Below are 18,853 nucleotides of genomic sequence, written 5' to 3'. Positions count from 1 at the left end.
TAACCGGATTCTATATAACCACAAAATATAGTAGGGGTTAACAGCCGTTAACCCCTACAAATGGTGTATAATTTTGTCAAATGCAACGCAAGTTTAGCGACAATAAATGCCTTTGCGTACAAATTAAATCTGAGTCAAAATGTAAAGCAAAGTGAATAAAACAATCCAGATAATATCAACAAAGTGCCAATATATTTCTGCCATCTCAATACCAACGTGCTTTTCTCCATTGTAATGACCAGCACGACGAGAACGCCACAATACACCGAGAATAAGTAGCACACCAACAAAAACGTGTAGACCGTGGAAACCAGTCATCACATAAAAACAATTGGAAAACACATTAGTAGTCAGACCATAACCTAGAGTCATGTACTCATAAACCTGACCACCCAAAAAGATAATACCCATGATTGCCGTAACTACATACCATAGACGCATTCCTGAGAGATTGTTCTTTTTGATAGCAGTATCGCCTTTGTGAATGACAAAACTACTGGAAACCAGAATAATAGTGTTGATGGTTGGCAATAACAACTCTACCTCTGTTTCTTCGGGAGGCCAAACCCCGGCATTTGCTCGGTAAATTAAATAAGCAGCAAATAGTCCCCCAAACATCAAAGATTCAGAAGCGAGAAATGTGATTAATCCGAAAACTCGTAAATCCGGATGTTCTTCGTGATGACCTGCCTCTGCTGATGCAGATTGGACGGAAGTATCAACTAAATTATTAGTTGTATCAATTGTTGAACCTTGCATAATTTCTTGTACCTAAAATAAACAAAAATAATTTCTGAAAGTTGATATCTAAAGTAGTTGGCAGTCTATAAAACCCATTTGGTCTCTTGATAAATATCAAGTTTTTTTATCTAGGAGTCAGGAGACAGGAGACAGGAGACAGGAGTTAAGAGGGAAAAGGAAAGAGGGAATATATGGGTTTGTGATCATACAAAAAATTCAACATTCCTTCAGATAATTTTTCCTCACTCATTGATGCGCGAAAAGACTCTTACACCATAATTATATAGCTATCAAATGGGTTCTATACAACCACTAACTCCTCTAACTACTGAATTTCTACATACAGAACAAACTAGAAAGTATTCTAATTGTTCTCTAGAAAATTAAAAAGTGTTTCGGTTTGGAATGCTCCACTTGCCAGCAGTTCAGCAATCAGCGGTCAGCACAAGCGGGTTTGCGTAGCATTCCGGTACGGAAAGGGGATGCGCAACCCCTTCTAAAATTAAGCGACTTATTTATAGAAGTTGGAGATGTTTTACCCAAGCTTTTCGGTCTGGACTGCTCCGCAAACAGGTGCCTAATTATATGCACAAATTTTTTGGCTGATAGCTGATAGCTGATAGCTGATAGCTGATAGCTAGTTAATTCTGAGAATCATCGTTAAAGGATGAAGACTCAGCTTCAGATACAGGCACCCCTGTTTCCTTCACTTTGGAACTTCCTTGTGAAATTAGCTTAAAGCGCTCTCGAATAGCAAGAGTTTTCTTAGAGCCAAAATCATAAGGACCATAAGTAACTACTGGCAATACTTCCCAGTTTTCAATGATAGGAGGTGAGCTAGTAGTCCACTCCAAGGATAAACCACCCCAAGGATTACCATCAGCTTTTGGTCCGTACATCCAGCTCCAAACCATGTTGATGAAGAATGGTATTACAGACAGACCTAGAATAATTGACCCATAAGTACAGATATGGTTAATAGCTTCAAACTGAGGGTCATACATCGCAATACGACGTGGCATTCCTTGTAAACCCAATTGGTGCATGGGTAAGAAAGTGAGGTTGGTACCAATTAAAGTCAGGACAAAGTGAATCCGACCCCAGGTTTCGTTGTACATCCGACCTGTCATTTTGGGGAACCAGTGATAGATACCTGCATATAGGCCAAATACTGAACCACCAAATAAAACGTAATGGAAGTGAGCTACAACATAGTAACTGTCATGGACGTGAACGTCGAATGGAGCTGTTCCCATGGTTACACCACTTAGTCCACCCATAACGAACATTGCTAATAAACCAATGGCAAACAGCATTCCACTTGTATAGCGGATTTTTCCGCCCCAGAGGGTAGCTACCCAACTAAAGATTTTGACTCCGGTGGGAACTGCAACGATTAGAGTAGAGATGGTGAAGAACATCCGCATCCAAGGAGGAGTACCACTGGTGAACATATGGTGTACCCATACGAACAAACCTACTAGACAAATAGCAAGACTGGAATAGGCGATCGCTTTATAACCAAATATTCCTTTGCGTGCATGAACGGGAATGACTTCTGAGAGAATGCCAAAAATTGGCAGAATCATCAGATAAACTGCGGGGTGAGAATAGAACCAGAATAAGTGCTGGTAGATGACCACATCACCGCCCATCTCTGGTTTAAAGAAGCCGGTGCCAAAGTTGATATCAAATAATAACAGTACTAAACCTGCTGCTAATACAGGAGTTGAGCATAGTGCCAAAACGGAAGTTGCTAAGATTGCCCAGCAGAATAGAGGTAGTTGTTCCCACTTCATACTAGGAACTTTCATTTTGAGGATGGTGACGATAAAGTTTAGCGCACCCATGATGGAGGAAGTTCCCACTAATACAATACAGAGAATCCATAAAGTTTGTCCGATGTTATTAGTAATGATGCTTAATGGGGGATAAGCAGTCCAACCACTTTGCGCGCCACCAAAAGCTAAACTAGCAATTAAGAATGCTCCAGCAACTGGGTTGAGCCAGAAAGCGATCGCATTGAGGTTAGGAAATGCCATATCTCTAGCTCCCACCATTAGGGGGACTAGATAGTTACCAAAACCTCCAATGGCAGCAGGCACGATCCACAGGAAAATCATAATCGTGCCATGATTTGTCAGGAAGGAGTTGTAAACATTTGGGTCGAGAAAGTCTGCATCTGGTGTGTAGAGTTCTGCACGCATAGCCATGGCCATGAGGCCACCGACGAGATAAAAGATGAAGGCGGTAACCAGATATTGAATGCCGATTACCTTGTGGTCTATGTTATAGCCGAAGTAGTGATACCATTTCCATGCCTCCGGATGTGCTTTTTCCGGTTCTGGTTTGGTTTCTAAAGGAATTTGTGTTTGTGTCATCTGTAAATTATTTTGACAATTACGAATTAATTATTGGGGAGGTTGAACTCATTTTTTTTTACCTTTGGAGCTGACTCCTCCCCAACTTTTCCCCTGTAAGAATAGGGATTTTTGGATTCTCCTGTGAGAAAGTATTAGCTGCTAGTAGTTCTAGTGCAGGATGGCGGAAATAACTGACTGGTTACAAAGTCCTATCAATAAACAAATACAAAACTTTTGACTTTTAACTTCCGCGTAGCGGCACTAGTCTAGTTTGGGTGAATTTGATTTAATGTTTCGGAATCGATACCCATTTCATTAGCATAAGGGCTAAGATACTCCGATTCTGATAAATCAGCAGTATTTACTGCTACAGCTTGATTCAACTGTGGTTGCTCGGCAAAAGTATTTTCTTCTATCCAAGCTTCATACTCTTCTTGAGTTTCAACAACTACTTGTGTTCTCATTGCTCCGTGGTAAGCACCGCAAAGTTCTGCACAATATACTGGATATTCTCCAGTTTTAGTAGCTACGAACCGGAGTTGGGTATCTTTACCAGGAATTGCATCTTGCTTCAAACGGAAAGCAGGTATCCAGAAAGCATGAATCACATCTTGAGCAGAAAGATTGATTTGTATATCCTTGTTGACAGGAATATGGAGTTCTCCTGCTAGAACACCACTTTCGGGATAGGTCATCAGCCATCCATACTGAATTCCTGTAATGTCAACGACTACATCTGCTGGGTTAGCTCCCTCTTCAGGAGTTGCTCCAAAGCCATATTTGCTCACTTCTTTTGTAGCTACTTCTTCTGACTCCATTCCTTCAGCGTCTGCTATTAGGGGAGCTGCCAGAGCTGATCCTGACTTCACTGTTTGCAGTTCGGATGAAGAAACATGAGCTACTTTTGTTCCTGCTGGATCGAACCCACCCATCTGTCTGTATACATCTACACTATAGATACCAAGACCAATCACAATGATGGATGGAATTGCAGTCCAAAATATTTCTAATGGTAAATTTTCCCTAAAGGGAGCACCATCGCTATCGTCTCCTTTGGGTTTGCGAAATTTAATTGCAGAGAAGACAATTGTTCCTTCTACAACTAGAAATAAAGCTACTGCTATAGTAAACATGACGTCAAAAAAACCGTCCACCAGAGGAGCTTGTACTGATGCTTGCTCTGGTAATAGACCATGATTTTGACCTAACCACACGCTAATTATGGTGATTATTATACCAACTACTAGGGTGATTACTGAGACTGGTATTTTTTCTTTTTCTTCCATATATTACCTCTTTAATTTGTCTTCCTCCCCCTAGCCTAGGCAGAGGAGTCTTTGACTTTTTGTCATACTCAATTACATAGGTTAAACTAAGCATCTACTTATAAACTAGATATAATTGTTACTATTTATCAAAATTATAGATTATCTTAGTTTTTCATAGATTTCTCTCGAGAGAGTTTATATTATTTTAACTATTGCACTCAAAAATTACCCCACAGTTTGTATAAACAAAGTTAAATTAAATATGTACTCTTAAATTGCATACTTTGATTGATTAATTTATTAGAAATTAAAGAAAAAGTTAAAAATATTTTTTTGGGTAAAATCAGTAACACTGATCACAGTAAGCTGTAAATAAAATTTAAATCAGAAAACTTTCTAAAGCAGAACAAATCTTCAGATAGTATCCCTTATAGTAACAAAAATTAGACACATTAATAATTGTCAGATGTGATGATTATTTCTGAATTTAAGATTCAGTATGTTGTTAATTTAGCAAGATTTTAGATTACAGCTAATAAAAATCTTATGGCCAATTCTGTTTTAAATAACAATACAATTATTTCCTCTCAGTCTCCAGCGCGCGAACGCATTCGTGGTTTGGTTTGGAAACTATGTATAGCAACCCTATTACTAATGGCTATTGGCAGTGCTACCAGAGTTATGAATGCAGGTTTAGCCTGTCCTGATTGGCCGTTGTGTTATGGTAAATTAGTACCAATGGCACAGATGAATCTGCAAGTATTTTTAGAGTGGTTTCACCGACTAGATGCAAGTTTAATTGGCTTTGGCACGATCGCTCTCATGGGTTTATCATGGTGGCATAGACGAGAATTGCCAAGCTGGTTACCTTGGGCATCGACTTTTGCTCTGGGACTAATAGTTTTCCAAGGGGTACTCGGTGGATTAACTGTTACAGAATTATTACGCTTTGATATTGTCACCGCTCACCTTGGTACTGCTTTGCTTTACTTTATGACTCTATTAGTTATAAGTATGTCAATGATGCCTTATAAAGGTACAGGTAATGTTGGTAAACTACCTTGGGTAGGATTAACTGCTGCAATTTTAGTTTATTTACAAAGTTTACTCGGTGGGTTGGTTGCTTCTCAGTGGGCATTGCATCAATGTTTTGGAGTGGCGGAACTTTGTAAAATAATGAATAGTCATATTGCTGGTGTTGTTCCTCCGACTTTAGCAACATTAGCATTGGTAGTAATGGCGTGGCGCACCTCTGCCTTACATCCGCTGCTGCGAAAGTTAGCAAACTGGTCTGGTTTATTAGTATTAGCTCAGATTAGTTTGGGGGTTATGACCTTCCGGTTACGTCTGCAAATTGAGTTATTGACCGTATCTCACCAAGCTGTAGGAGCAGCATTATTAGGAACTTTAGTCGCATTTACTGTTATTGCTTTACGCGATCGACAATTTGCAAAAGCTTAAAAAAGCAGTCAGCAGTCAGCAGTCAGCAGTAAACTTTTAGAAAGGGATTGAAACCTCGTTCTAAACCTTCCGGTTTATAGAACTGGGGATTTAAACCCAGACCTATAAAAGCTGATAGCTGTTTGCGCAGCATTCCGTCAGGAAATGCTAAAAGCTAGTTAATTGTCAAGATAGATACAGTAATATAGCCCTCTTTTGTGAGTTATTAGATTACAGGACTTACGCAAATTTACCTTGAAAACGCCATCTGTAGGGGCGAATGGCATTTGCGTTACGCAAAGCTCCGCTAACGCCCTCACTCGATTTAGTGTCCGTTTACAGCACTGTCAGCTATCGGTGAGTACAGAACTAGCGGGCAAGATGCCCGCACTACAAGAATTTCACCGTAGATCGTTTGCCCGAAATATGCTGTATAACTATTCAACCGGACTAAATTTTTCAAACTGACTAACACCACAAATTAACTGGTACTAATATCCGTTTTTATTTGCTCATAAACTTTAGACTACGGAAACAAAAATCAGTTAAAACACAAAATTAACAAACTAAGAATCTATGCAAGAAGTTATTTCTCATCATCTTCCACGACGCCATGATAATATCCTACAAGTATTCAAAAGCTATTATCAACTAACAAAACCTAGAATTATTCTACTGCTACTAATTACAACAGCAGCCGGAATGTGGTTGGGAGCAAAAGGAGAAGTCTCTCCCCTTCTACTATTCGTGACATTAATAGGTGGTGCATTAGCTTCTGGTGCAGCTAACGCTATTAACTGCATCTACGACAGCGATATTGACTATATTATGGAGCGTACTCGCTGGCGTCCTATTCCCTCTGGGAGAGTCAAACCCCGCGATGCTTTAATTTTTGCATTCACTCTAGCAGCTACATCATTTACTTTACTCACAGTATTTGCTAATTTACTAGCAGCACTGTTGGCAATGTCTGGAATCGTTTTCTACGTTGGTATTTACACCCACTGGTTAAAACGTCATAGCGTACAAAATATTGTAATTGGCGGTGCTGCTGGTGCTATTCCTCCATTAGTAGGTTGGGCAGCTGTTACTGGTGAGTTGAGTTGGACTGCTTGGTTACTATTTGCAATTATCGTTATTTGGACTCCTCCTCATTTTTGGGCTTTGGCAATCTATATTCGCGATGAATATAAGGAAGTTGGGGTGCCGATGTTACCTGTGATTGAAGGAAATGAGGAAACAGCAAGACAGATTTGGGTTTACAGTCTGATTTTGATTCCGATGACGTTGTTGCTAGTTTATCCGTTGCACGCTAGTGGAGCAGTTTATGCAGTATTGGCAACTCTCCTCGGTGGAGTCTTTATCCAGAAAGCTTGGTTATTATTAAAAGAACCTTCCAATAGAGACGTAGCGCGATCGCTGTTTAAGTATTCTATCTACTACATGATGTTATTGTGTTTAGTTATGGTGATTGACAGTTTACCTTTTACTCGCGGAATTACTACTGCTGTAGCGGATAATTTGCAAACTTTTATTGGTAGTGCGATCGCAATTTTATCCTAGTTTTCATTAAACAGTAATTAAACAATAAAAATCCAGATTTGAGGTAGGCATTTTGCCTGCCTTTTAGTTTGACAATTTGTAGTTTGATAAAGACCAAGAATTAGGTTATAATATTAAATTGTTTTTTATACTAACCTGATTATTTTATTTTGGGTATTTATTCTCCCACACTTCCCTTTTATAGAAAAATCAACTAATCTTGTGTATAAGCTAAAAATAATTTAGATTTTATATTGCATCTTAACCTGTTGCTTTTAACAAAAATTAAATATATAGTTGTTTAAATGCTAAATATCTTATCACTTTAGGAATTTAGATTATGCATACTTTACTATATTCAGGACTACCGACATTGATGGTTGGAGTCTCAGGTTCCGAGTCCTCAGAGGCTGATAAATACAAAGTTCTTATACAGAGATTAATAATACATGGTATGTTGCTAGTACCATTTTGATGCAGTCAATTCTAACAGCTATCTTAACAGAAGCTATTTACCATTTCGGTATTCGTTCTTGGCTACAAAGATACTGTATTAAACTATGGATGAAAAGGAGAAATCTTACTCCTATTAAACAAAAGATTAGTGTTTTTCAACGTTCCATAGGGACAGGTAATGGATCAAATCTTTATTCTCTTCCCTATCAACAGCTATGTGGTCAAATTGCCAATGCTTTACGGAATCAATTGGAGTCTGGAGAGGGTGATTTATTAGATATATTTGCTTACAATGTACCTCCAGAAAATTTAGAAAGATTAAAAAATCAAAATGCTCAAAACTTATCGAACGAGGAACAAGGCAATTTATCTATTATAAAAGAACAGGTATTTTATCAGGCAGATATAGGTCTTGACGATCTTCAAATCACTCTAGCTGAGTTTTGGTTCCAAGTAGACTATATTTTCTCAATCGTGATCAGTTTTGTAATTTTAGAGTTATTATTAACAGTTCCCACTACGCTTTCGGTTGGAGATAATCCTGCGGAAACTATATTGACTATTTCTGTTTCTATAATATCAGGATTTTTAGCGCCGACAATTCGTAATTTATTCGTCAATATACTTTACAAGAAATAGAAAAATTTTGCTGTTAAATATTAACAATATCTGAAAATGCTCAACGACAACAATGCAGAAAGATAAAATAATAACCATCCGAAAAAATATATATGCAATCAAAGAAAAAGTTGATGGTAAAACTGAGATACCTTATGGTGACATAATTATTCTAGTTCATGGATATAATGTTTCGGAAGAAGGAGCGAAAGAAGCATACACAAAGTTTCAAGAAAACTTTAGTAAATACTCTAGTCAATTATCAAAACTCAACAAAGCCATCCATTATTTTTTGTGGCCTTCTGATAAACCTAATAAACTTGATAGTATATTATCTTATTTTAAAACAGTAAATACCGCTAAAGTTTGTGGAGAAAGGTTTGCTAAATATTTAAACAAATTAAATTTAATTTCCACAAGTAATGAGCAACCTCGTATTACATTAATAGGACACTCTTTAGGCTGTCGTTTATTACTTGAAGCTTTAAAAAAGACAGTAAATACTAACCTTAGATTGGAAGTTTTCTTAATGGCTCCTGCTGTTCCAGTGTCTATGGTACAACCAGATAAACAGTTAAATCCAAGTATTTCTTCTACAGAAAAATATAGTATCTTATACTCAAAAAAAGATGATGTTTTAAAATGGACTTTTCCTCTAGGTCAAAAATTAGCAGGAGAAGGATTTGATGAGGCTGTAGGTTTAAAAGGAAACCCCCATAAGGGAGTTTGGTCTAATACTAAAGAAACAACCTACGGTCATAGTGATTACTGGAAAGGAGAAGAATCAGCGGAGTGGATTGCTGCAAAATTAGGAGTTCTGAAAACTTTTTCGAGAAAGCTAAAATTACAGCGACCAACACCAGCATTTGAGGCTAGAGATTTAAAATGGCGAAAAATTTCATGGAGGTCAATCTAGCTTGATATTTTTATTAGACAAAACCCTGTCTTGAGTACCTACTAATCCTTTGGGAAAGCTACTATTTAATGCTGTTTTCCCTTCTTTACTGTTATCTATTCCCTTTTTAATAGTACTTAGTCTCCACAGTCCAGATAAAAATTTTATATTATTGACTTACAAATTTTACAATATATACCTTAAAGATAATTATGACTTTATCTACTATCATCAACATCGCAATCACCCTCATTTTTATTTATTTGGCTTCTAGTTTTATCATTTTTGCAATTCAGGAAAAAATTATTTTATTCTTTAACTTAAAAGCTAAGAACTTAAAGCAAGTTATTTATGGCTTGTTAGGAGAAGAACAACAAAAAGGGAGTTTTTCTCTTACAGAAAGATTTTATGAAAAATATTTAAACTTGCCTCTTAACCCATCTCTATCATCAAAGCGACAACAAGAAAAAGGAGGAAAATTACAGGCAGGAAAACTATCAAAATCTATGGGACCAGAACAAATACCTGCTGAACAATTTGTTGCTGATTTAATAACCGTAGTAGCAGAAGAATTAAAATATGAAGATAAAGATTTCTATAATAAGTATGAATTAACCAAAATCATTGAAGATATTAATGGCAGCGATTGTCGTTTTTCTGAAAAAATGAAACGAGACCTTTCTGCAATGCTACAAAGAGCTATCAATAGATTTGAAGACAAAGGAGAGCAACTTAAATATTTAGATCAACAACTTCAATCTTGGTATGATATGTCAATAGAATATGCTTTAGAAATTTACGATAAAAAAAGGCAATACATTTCTATTATATTATCTGTAATAGTTGTTTTGATGTTCAATATTGACACAGTAAACATTATCGATAATTTATCAAAAAGCGAAATTACCTCAACCCTAAGTAATAAAATAACGGAAGTAATAGTCTCAAATTCTGAATCAAATTCATGTTCGCAGGTCAATGACGAGACCAAATTTCAAACTTGTATTCAAGAACAATTCGCTACGACTTTTATGGCCTTGGATGGAATTGATAATTTGCCAATTGGATGGAATTTTTCAGAACCACTAAAAGAACAGTTTACACCCTTTAATTTTCCTCATATTATTAAAGCCATTACAGGATGGATTATAAGTATTATTGCAATTTCTCAAGGAGCGCCTTTTTGGTTTGGAATTCTGAATAATTTAATTGATTTTAAATCAAATAAATCAGCAAAAAATTAATGTAGTGTTAGCAACTTACCTCAGTGCAATTTTTATATCATGTGCCCCCTTCGGGGGAGCTACGCTTACGGTAAAACAGTTATAATAGGGCTTCGTAGTTTTGCTCTAGCCCTAATATCAAACCCCGTAGCATCGGTGTTATTCAGTGTTAAAGATAAGAGTTTATATTGTAGGGGAATGGCAATTTGCTAAGGCAACATCCAAAAGGCGATCGCTGCCACACAAAAAACAATTAAGTTTTTTGCCAAGACATTAACAGAATTATTACTGCGACAAAAATCTGCTTCCAACAGAGCAAAAAATGCTTGGAATTATATCTTAAAAAAACAGGCGTTGCATAATCTAGAGGAGAGTGGGGGGGGTGCTTTCAGGTCGCAGAGGATGTCAATTAGATGATATTGCTAAGTTTGTATATAAAATTCTTCTGGATAAATTCCCCAATTTACCCAACTAATAGCTTCTTTCGCCGAGTTTATATCAGGAGGTACCCTTAAAGTATGAATATTTCCCGTGCTTGGACAAATCATTTTTAAGATTAATATTGGCTCAATATCGGCATCATCATCTATTCTTAAGAGAGTATATTCTTGCCATGTATCTATTTCTAAAGTTTGTAAATCTTGGCAAATTTTCTCATAACCAATTTCCTGAATTAATACTCGTCTGAGTTCAGCATTTTTTGTAGATAAAAGCCATTTTGCCTCCCATTTTTGAGGAGAGAATATTCCATATTCTTCTGGTAGTCTCACACCATGATTAGCATATAAACTATAACCATCAGCAAATTCAATAGCTGGTGTGCCTTCCGCATGGGGGCGATATTCATCATCCAAGAATAACTTTCTAGGGCGATCGCAAATAATACACAGACGTCTCAAAGGATATATCCAACCACAGTTTCTGACAATAGACTCTAATACTTGCCAGTCGTCTGAATTATAATCACAATTAATCACAGAAATACAAAAATCTATCCAAGCAACATAACTACTCCATAATTCTGTAGGAATAGGATAACTCCACAAACACAACAATTTAATTGAAATATCAGAAACTATTTCTTGCCATTTTTCTTCTATTTGAGAGTAAAGAATATGACTCCAAAGATCCTCTGGTTTTAATGACTCTTCTGTTGATGAACTGTTAGTATCTTCCCGAATTTTGCCATCTATTTCTTCACACAATTTTTCGGTAATTTGCAACTCTAATTGTTTTCTTAAAAGTTGCCATCTATCTTTGAAAATGTGACGATGACCATAGTCATCTTTGCTTTCCCATCGCTGCCAAATGACACTAAGCAGAATGTTAAAAGCTGCATAGGGGCTTTCACAAAAAAGAATCTCTGGATTTGGATCGCCCATTAAATTGTAGGCTAACTGAATCGCTTTAGTAGCTTTTTGACGATTAATAGGTTGGGTAGAATGTGCTATTGTATGCCACTTTTTCCGATAAACTGGAATGAGAGTTTCTTGGTCAGGTGTCAGTTTAGTAATCAGTTTTTTCATCTTTTAGGGAACAGGGAACAGGGAACAGGGAACACAGAAGAAGAAAAAAACATATCATATGAATATAATAATTGCTATATTCTATACTTTTAAGGAACATCTCAATTCTTACAACTCATTCGGTGATTGCTATAGCATTATAAGAATTAGTTAGGATATTTTTCAATTTTTAGGGAACAGGGAACAGGGAACAGGGAACACAGAAGAAGAAAAAAACATATCATATGAATATAATAATTGCTATATTCTATACTTTAAGAATTAGTTAGGATATTTTTCAATTTTTAGGGAACAGGGAACAGGGAACAGGGAACAGGGAACACAGAAGAAGAAAAAAACATATCATATGAATATAATAATTGCTATATTCTATACTTTAAGAATTAGTTAGGATATTTTTCAATATTCCCTAGCGCGTAGCGCTATAAAAGCTTATGAACCAAGACAGAATTATATTATGGTATCGTAACGACCTACGCATCCATGACCATGAACCCCTCGATCAAGCAATAAAAACTCAGGCTCAAATTATTCCTATTTATTGCTTCGATCCAAGACAATTTGGTAAGACTAATTTTGGCTTTCCTAAAACAGGTGCATTTAGGGCAAAATTTTTAATTGAAAGTATTGCTGACTTGCGTAATACTCTACAAAAACTAGGTAGTAATTTAATAATTAGTCAACAAAAACCAGAAATAGCAATTCCTCAACTTGCTCAAGAATTAAAAGTTAAATCTGTATTTTTTCATCGAGAAGTTACAGCAGAAGAAATTCAAGTAGAAATAGCACTTCACCAAGCATTAAAACAAATTGGGGTTAAGTTTCAATCATTTTGGGGTCATACACTTTACCATCCTGATGATTTACCTTTTGAAATTAAGCAATTACCAGAAGTATTTACCAGTTTTCGGAAAGAAATAGAAAAAAAATCTACTATAAATCCTACATTTTCAACTCCTAAAAAATTACCATTTTTGCCAGAAGTTGAACTGGGAGAGTTACCTACCTTATCCAAACTCAATCTAGAATTACCACCACAAGATTCACGAGCAGTTTTAGTGTTTAGAGGCGGAGAAACTGCTGGAAAAGAAAGAGTAAAAAATTACTTTTGGCAGCAAGATTGTCTAAAAGTTTATAAAGAAACAAGAAATGGAATGCTAGGGGCAAATTATTCCTCTAAATTTTCTCCTTGGTTAGCTTTAGGATGTTTATCACCTCGTTATATTTATGAACAGGTACAAGAATATGAAGAGCGGAGGGTAAAAAATAATTCCACTTATTGGTTAATATTTGAATTATTATGGCGGGATTATTTCCGATTTATTTGTCAAAAACATGGGAATAAAGTATTTTATAAATCTGGTTTACAAGGAGTAGCTATTCCTTGGCAGGAAGATTGGGAAAAATTTAGAAAATGGCAAGAAGGTAAAACAGGATTTCCTTTAGTAGATGCTAATATGCGCGAACTTTTAATGACAGGTTTTATGTCAAATCGTGGTAGACAAAATGTTGCTAGTTTTCTGACTAAAAATTTAGGAATTAATTGGCAAATGGGTGCTGAATGGTTTGAGTCTTTATTGATAGATTATGATGTTTGTAGTAACTGGGGAAATTGGAATTATACTGCTGGAGTGGGAAATGATGCACGGGGGTTTCGTTATTTTAATATTCCTAAACAGGCAAAAGATTACGACCCCGAAGGAAAATATGTTAAACATTGGTTGCCAGAATTAGCAAGAGTACCTGCTCCTAAAATACATGAACCTGGGAAATTATCACCTGCTGAACAAGAGAAGTTTGGTGTAAAAATTGGTATTAATTATCCACAACCAATGATTGATTTGTGGCAGTCTGTTAAGGAGAATGAAAAAATTTATAATTCTGCATTAAAACCCTCAATAAGGAAGCAGAAATATTCAATGGCAGACAGGTATTGATAAATTTGCTCAAATATAGTAAGTAAGTTTTATTATTGTATTGTCTAACAAAATTTTTTGTTTCTCAAAGACTTGACTGTTAATATCAAATATTTCTATTCCTAAAGCAAATTATAATTTAGTAATGGCCAAAATACATATTTGGCAAGAAGAAACTAAAATAATCGATAATTTAGTTCATGTCAGTACCACTATAGAAATGTCAAATCAATCTCAAGTTAATCTTTGGTATCGTTTTTATCTTAAATATCAAGAAGATATAAACACTAACTGTGATTCTTTTGTGATTGCGACAATTTTATTAGCAATGAGTCAAGGTTGCGATTAATTATCCATGGTCAAGTTTCTCAATCTTTACTGGATAATTTTAGATGAATTTCAAGACGCATGGTGCTGCTATCCATTGCAAAAATATACAAAAATTATCATTTTCTTTGTGGGTTTAATACCCCACCGTCTACACGGTGTTCAAAATTACTTGGGGTTAGAATCCCCATGTAATTTTCCTCCTGTCTCCTGTCTCCTGTCTCCTGTCTCCTTCTTCAAGGTTCAAGCAGACACAGAAAAAGAATTAGAAAAGCCATTAGGTCAACCACAAGCTATTTCAGCATTTTCAGGTAATTTAGATAGTTTTTTTACTGCTTTTCGTCATAGTCAAGATGTTCATAGAAGAAAAAAACATAATTTATTAGCTGGTTTAATGATACATGGTTTAGATATTCCTATTTCACAAGAAGATTTATTTACTAGAGCGTTGAAAAAATCTACAATAATCGTTTCAACTATTTAGGGACAATATTCATATGATCATTCCCACAGTTTCTTGATGCACTACCCTTAGTCCCAATAGTGTTTTTTCTTCAACTTATAAATTACGCAATCGAGATGTTATTCAAAATGATTTATCCTCGAATATAATTCAACTTTCTATTAATGCTGATTCTGATCAAGAATGGTTGACATAACAGATTTTTAATAATTAAATTTTTTACATTAAAAGTAGCGATAAATTAATAGTAAAAACCTAATTATCTTTAATATATTTGAGAAAATGTAGTTCCCAATTCATATAACATTTATCATTTTCTAGATAATAGCCTAAATATGTTTCTATACCTTCGAGAATCTGGTTATAGTTTGCTTGATCAATACCAAAAAGTAACTGGCAGTAATCTACCATACTAGCTACTGAATCAAAACACCAATGATAACTAATAGAATCATTATGTACCACTTGAAAATTAATGAATTCTAGTTCATCTTTTGTGTTTTCTGTTAAAAAATTACCTTGATGACCCATAGAATTATATTGATCGACAAAAATGTTTAAAAAGTTAGCAACTTTTGAATCTTTTAAAGCATCTGCAATACAAAATATTCCCTTTGTCTTTAATAAACGGTAAGCTTCTTTGTAAAAGTCAACTTTATGCTCGATATGATGCAATCCAGCCAAACTCATAATCCGATCAATACTATTTGAGTTAAGTGGAATATTACTTATATCTTCACAAACTACAATAGTATTGTTGACTGTATTGTGAGAATCTTTAATAAACTCATTCGATGTTTCTATAGAAATAATTTTCAGATTCTGTTGAATAAAATTACTAATATAGCATCCCCCTGAAGGCATATCACAAATAATCTGATTATCTTGTAAGTCAGACAATTTAATTATATTGTTAAATTCTGCTGCTCTGGCTAGAGGATGCTTCAGCATTCCTTGATGGTATAAAGTACCTCGTTGATTAAATATATCTTTGTAATTTTTAAACATTTTACCCTCTCCTCAAAATTTTGTTATGCAATTATCTTTTATGTTTTAGATTATTATTTAACAAAAATTTTAATTGCCGTAACTTCTCTTTCCCCGAATCAGGAATCATTTTTTCTAAATTTATCAATATGCGGTTTTTGAGAACAGTTGCTTGCAAAACTTTGATCCAAAAACCAGAAATTTGATTAATTTTAATTAGTTTGAGAATGTGTTCCATTGAATCCAAAGATCCACCTCTAAGCTTAAGATTAGCAATTTGTTTGTTTGTAACATCTTTCGGAAAACAAGGTGGTAATTCATAACCTAAAGCTCGAAAATTTAAGATATTGCGAATACATTTTTCGCAACGTCCACAGTTACGATCTTTTTGTTCACCTTGCCAACAAACTCTTAAGTTTACTAAAGCTTCATCCCAATTATAAATCTCTTTTATTTTCTCTAAGCGACCAAATTTTCCCCCATCATAAATGATGGTAAAAGACTTACTTGATAGTAAAGGATCAGTGACAGGATTTGAGCCATAAGGTAAAGTAATATCTCGGTAGGCATAAGAAGCAGGAATTAAGCCTGTATTGTAACCTTTTTTAACTAAGTTTAAACAAGAGGCGATCGCTGTGCCAAAAACATCTTCCCAATTAAGTTTAATTACTTTGCGAAAATTAGTTGCTATGGGGATTAATTCCATGCCTAAACTTGATAACATAATTTGAGACTTTTGAGCAGCACGAGAAAAGATTTCTTCTTGCTCTACGGGAATATCAAAACCATGCACCATTAAACCAGCTTTCAGATTACGTTTTTGTCTACCACAATTTCCTCGACTATGGCGAAAGGCGGTAAAACAACTATCAACTCCTCCAGAAAAAGCACTAATGGCTTTCTCTGTTGCTAAAATTGTTTCTTGTTCTTTTTCAGTTTCAGCGTTAATTTGGATGATATTATATTGCTCTGGTTTCCAAGCAGACCAAATTATTTGGAATTCTTCTAAATTTCTCAGTAAAGAGGGAGAAACTTCTCCATGCACCATTAAATCTGTGCCTTGATTCATTGCTAGAAAAATGATAGCAATGACAAAAGGGTCACAGCTTGAAGTTAAAATAGAATGATAATTTGTGGGGATGCGATACCAAAGTTGCTGTCGATTTTGTTGAGGATTTTCAATAGTTACGCTAATAGTCATCAAACCATTAGCTTCAACTATTTCTTCTTGCCAGAGATGAGTTTTAGACATTAAATTTACAGATGAATTACAGGTGATTTTTTGACCAAAGCAACAAACAAAATAAAACCATAAGTCCAGAAGCTTCTTGAATAGAATCTGACTTAAATTTTAACTTAACATCAGGAGCTGGCAATAATTTATTAAGAACATCCATATTAAATAAATATTCTACTTTAGAGCGACAAGGTTCTGCTTCTTTTCGTACTGCTTGCCATCCAAAATTGTTAATGTCAAAAATTCGATAGTAATAACGTCGGTCATAACCCAATTCAAGCTGTAACCTCCGCCATTTTTGTTGCAATTTGAACAATAAATTTAACTGCCGACGAATTGGGCGAGGTTTAAGAGGTTCCATATTCCAAGAATTATGATCTAATGGTAATTGTGCTAGTTGTGGAAATCTGGTACAGACTAATGCTTTTTGTGCCCGTCTTTTATTCATTGTTGAAGGGGGTAATACAACAGCAGTTTCTAATAGTTTTCTATCTAATATTGCTACTATCGGCCATGCCCCAAAGGAAATTTCCCAAGCCATTGTACCCATCACAAATCGATTACCATGATAAAGGCTAAAACACCATGCTTGTTGCCACTCTAAATCTGAGTATGCTTTGTAATTTTCTTGGAGAATAGTGATAGTATCTGAGACTAGATCGCCAAATATATCTTGATTAACTAATTTACTTAATACTTCTGGTGAAAGTCTCCCACAATTAGATTTGTTAAAGATTGATTGAAAAGAAACAGAAGAATTGCTCAAGCCACCAATAACTAGATCCATTGCAAAACCATTAACAATTGGGTATGGTGAAAATTTTAGGTAGGAATGAGCATCAGAAACCATTCCACTGATACCACCAAAACCTCCAGCTAGGTGTTCCCAATTGGCTACAAAGTTAGCATAAAAAGGATACTTATTCATAGGAGTTGAAACTACTCGATGTTCCCAATTTAGGTGACGAGCTACAGCAGTGGCGCATTCTAGTTCTATATCGCCCTGTTTTCCTAAGGTAAAGGCCACTGGATCAATGCCTTGACGGTGGAGAAATCCGGCTAACATCCGTGAGTCTAACCCTCCTGACAACAAAAAGTTATGTTTTTTGCTTGTGGATGCGTGGCGGGCGATCGCTTGGTCAATTGCTTCATCTAAAATGTCTAAATGTTCTGCAAATGAAAGATAGGAATAAGGAGTATTGTCACTAGAGCAAGGAAGGCGATATTGTTGCAATTCTTTACCCACAGTTTGAGGTTTCCATTGCAGTATATTTCCTGCACCTAAACGTTTAGCATTTGACCAAAGGGTTTGTTCGTTAACCATACCCCCAACCAGCAATAATCCTACTAAACCTTGTGGATTAAATTGAGGATTAAAGTTAGGATAATACCTAAAAAGTTCTGGACTTGAGCCAATCAGAATAACATTTTCATCGGTGTAATAATAAAGAGGAAAAAAACCTAATAAATCTCCTCCAACTATTAGTCCATGTTCGGGATTGTAAACTACAGCAGCATAAAAACCATCAAAGGTAGGAAAAGCATTATTAATCTTGCCAGGTTGCCATTTTTGTTGCAAAGATTCTGCATTAATCTGCTCGGTTGAATTGTGGGTTATGGCGTGTCCCCACACTACCGCAGCGCCATTATTATTAGTACAATGACTGATAGGAGCTTGAGAATTAGCCGCCCAAATACTGGCAAAATTTCCTGTCGTACAAGAGTTAGTTACTAATCCTGTGAAGGGTGGTAATAATGGCTTAACTTTGTTAATAAAATTTGTTCTGCGTTCTGGATCTGAATCGACAATAATTATTAGATTAGCCATAATTTATTGATTTTTTTCCTATT

15 protein-coding genes are annotated in these 18,853 nt (G+C 35.5%); 8 read left to right on the top strand and 7 right to left on the bottom strand.

Going from position 1 to position 18,853, the window contains the following annotated elements:
- Positions 1-123: 123 nt before the first annotated feature.
- The 3 genes from F6K06_RS03095 to F6K06_RS03085 form a co-directional block, all read right to left on the bottom strand.
- The gene (locus tag F6K06_RS03095) at positions 124-759 is read right to left on the bottom strand and encodes a heme-copper oxidase subunit III (RefSeq protein ID WP_124143663.1); all 636 of its coding nucleotides are present in this window, start codon (positions 757-759) and stop codon (positions 124-126) included.
- Between the two features lie 623 nt (positions 760-1,382).
- Positions 1,383-3,122 carry a cytochrome c oxidase subunit I gene (gene ctaD / locus F6K06_RS03090; protein WP_124143664.1) on the bottom strand — a complete coding sequence of 580 codons (1,740 nt, stop codon included), beginning with the start codon at positions 3,120-3,122 and terminating at the stop codon, positions 1,383-1,385.
- 248 nt (positions 3,123-3,370) lie between these two features.
- Positions 3,371-4,390: a cytochrome c oxidase subunit II gene (locus F6K06_RS03085; protein WP_124143665.1), complete on the bottom strand. Its 1,020-nt coding sequence runs from the start codon at positions 4,388-4,390 to the stop codon at positions 3,371-3,373.
- A gap of 528 nt (positions 4,391-4,918) precedes the next feature.
- Here F6K06_RS03085 and F6K06_RS03080 point away from each other — a divergent pair.
- From F6K06_RS03080 to F6K06_RS03060, 5 genes are all read left to right on the top strand, one after another.
- Complete coding sequence (locus tag F6K06_RS03080) at positions 4,919-5,833, top strand: heme A synthase (protein WP_287240086.1); 915 nt, start codon at positions 4,919-4,921, stop codon at positions 5,831-5,833.
- 555 nt (positions 5,834-6,388) lie between these two features.
- Positions 6,389-7,375, top strand: a complete 987-nt coding sequence (locus F6K06_RS03075; protein WP_287240085.1) for a heme o synthase — start codon at positions 6,389-6,391, stop codon at positions 7,373-7,375.
- A 453-nt stretch (positions 7,376-7,828) separates the two neighbouring features.
- Complete coding sequence (locus tag F6K06_RS03070) at positions 7,829-8,449, top strand: hypothetical protein (RefSeq protein ID WP_287240083.1); 621 nt, start codon at positions 7,829-7,831, stop codon at positions 8,447-8,449.
- A gap of 52 nt (positions 8,450-8,501) precedes the next feature.
- Positions 8,502-9,344: an alpha/beta hydrolase gene (locus tag F6K06_RS03065; RefSeq protein ID WP_124155281.1), complete on the top strand. Its 843-nt coding sequence runs from the start codon at positions 8,502-8,504 to the stop codon at positions 9,342-9,344.
- Positions 9,345-9,535: 191 nt separating this feature from the next.
- The gene (locus tag F6K06_RS03060; RefSeq protein WP_124155280.1) at positions 9,536-10,567 is read left to right on the top strand and encodes a hypothetical protein; all 1,032 of its coding nucleotides are present in this window, start codon (positions 9,536-9,538) and stop codon (positions 10,565-10,567) included.
- Between the two features lie 401 nt (positions 10,568-10,968).
- Here the strand turns inward: F6K06_RS03060 and F6K06_RS03055 are convergent, their stop codons facing one another.
- The gene (locus F6K06_RS03055; protein WP_240039069.1) at positions 10,969-12,072 is read right to left on the bottom strand and encodes a DUF6745 domain-containing protein; all 1,104 of its coding nucleotides are present in this window, start codon (positions 12,070-12,072) and stop codon (positions 10,969-10,971) included.
- Positions 12,073-12,506: 434 nt separating this feature from the next.
- On the opposite strand from F6K06_RS03055, the gene F6K06_RS03050 reads away from it, so the two are divergent.
- The 3 genes from F6K06_RS03050 (at position 12,507) to F6K06_RS03040 (ending at position 14,799) form a co-directional block, all read left to right on the top strand.
- The gene (locus tag F6K06_RS03050; RefSeq protein ID WP_124146011.1) at positions 12,507-14,009 is read left to right on the top strand and encodes a DASH family cryptochrome; all 1,503 of its coding nucleotides are present in this window, start codon (positions 12,507-12,509) and stop codon (positions 14,007-14,009) included.
- A 124-nt stretch (positions 14,010-14,133) separates the two neighbouring features.
- On the top strand, positions 14,134-14,337 hold the full coding sequence (locus tag F6K06_RS03045; protein ID WP_124146010.1) for a hypothetical protein: 204 nt from the start codon (positions 14,134-14,136) through the stop codon (positions 14,335-14,337).
- Between the two features lie 6 nt (positions 14,338-14,343).
- Positions 14,344-14,799 (top strand): hypothetical protein, encoded by a 456-nt coding sequence (locus F6K06_RS03040; RefSeq protein ID WP_287240079.1) that lies wholly within the window; start codon positions 14,344-14,346, stop codon positions 14,797-14,799.
- Between the two features lie 234 nt (positions 14,800-15,033).
- On the opposite strand, the gene F6K06_RS03035 is transcribed toward F6K06_RS03040, so the two are convergent.
- From F6K06_RS03035 to F6K06_RS03025, 3 genes are read right to left on the bottom strand one after another with little or no spacing between them, the layout of a single operon-like run.
- On the bottom strand, positions 15,034-15,786 hold the full coding sequence (locus tag F6K06_RS03035; protein ID WP_287240077.1) for a class I SAM-dependent methyltransferase: 753 nt from the start codon (positions 15,784-15,786) through the stop codon (positions 15,034-15,036).
- Positions 15,787-15,817: 31 nt separating this feature from the next.
- Positions 15,818-17,017, bottom strand: a complete 1,200-nt coding sequence (locus tag F6K06_RS03030; protein ID WP_287240076.1) for a hypothetical protein — start codon at positions 17,015-17,017, stop codon at positions 15,818-15,820.
- Between the two features lie 16 nt (positions 17,018-17,033).
- A complete protein-coding gene (locus tag F6K06_RS03025) occupies positions 17,034-18,830 on the bottom strand; it encodes an asparagine synthase-related protein (RefSeq protein WP_124146006.1) in 1,797 nt (598 codons plus the stop codon).
- Between the last annotated feature and the right edge of the window lie 23 nt (positions 18,831-18,853).

Source organism: Okeania sp. SIO1H4, assembly GCF_010672695.1.
GTDB classification, from domain to species: domain Bacteria; phylum Cyanobacteriota; class Cyanobacteriia; order Cyanobacteriales; family Microcoleaceae; genus Okeania; species Okeania hirsuta.
Note: the sequence above shows the minus strand (reverse complement) of the source record. Positions and strands in the feature narration are given on the sequence as shown.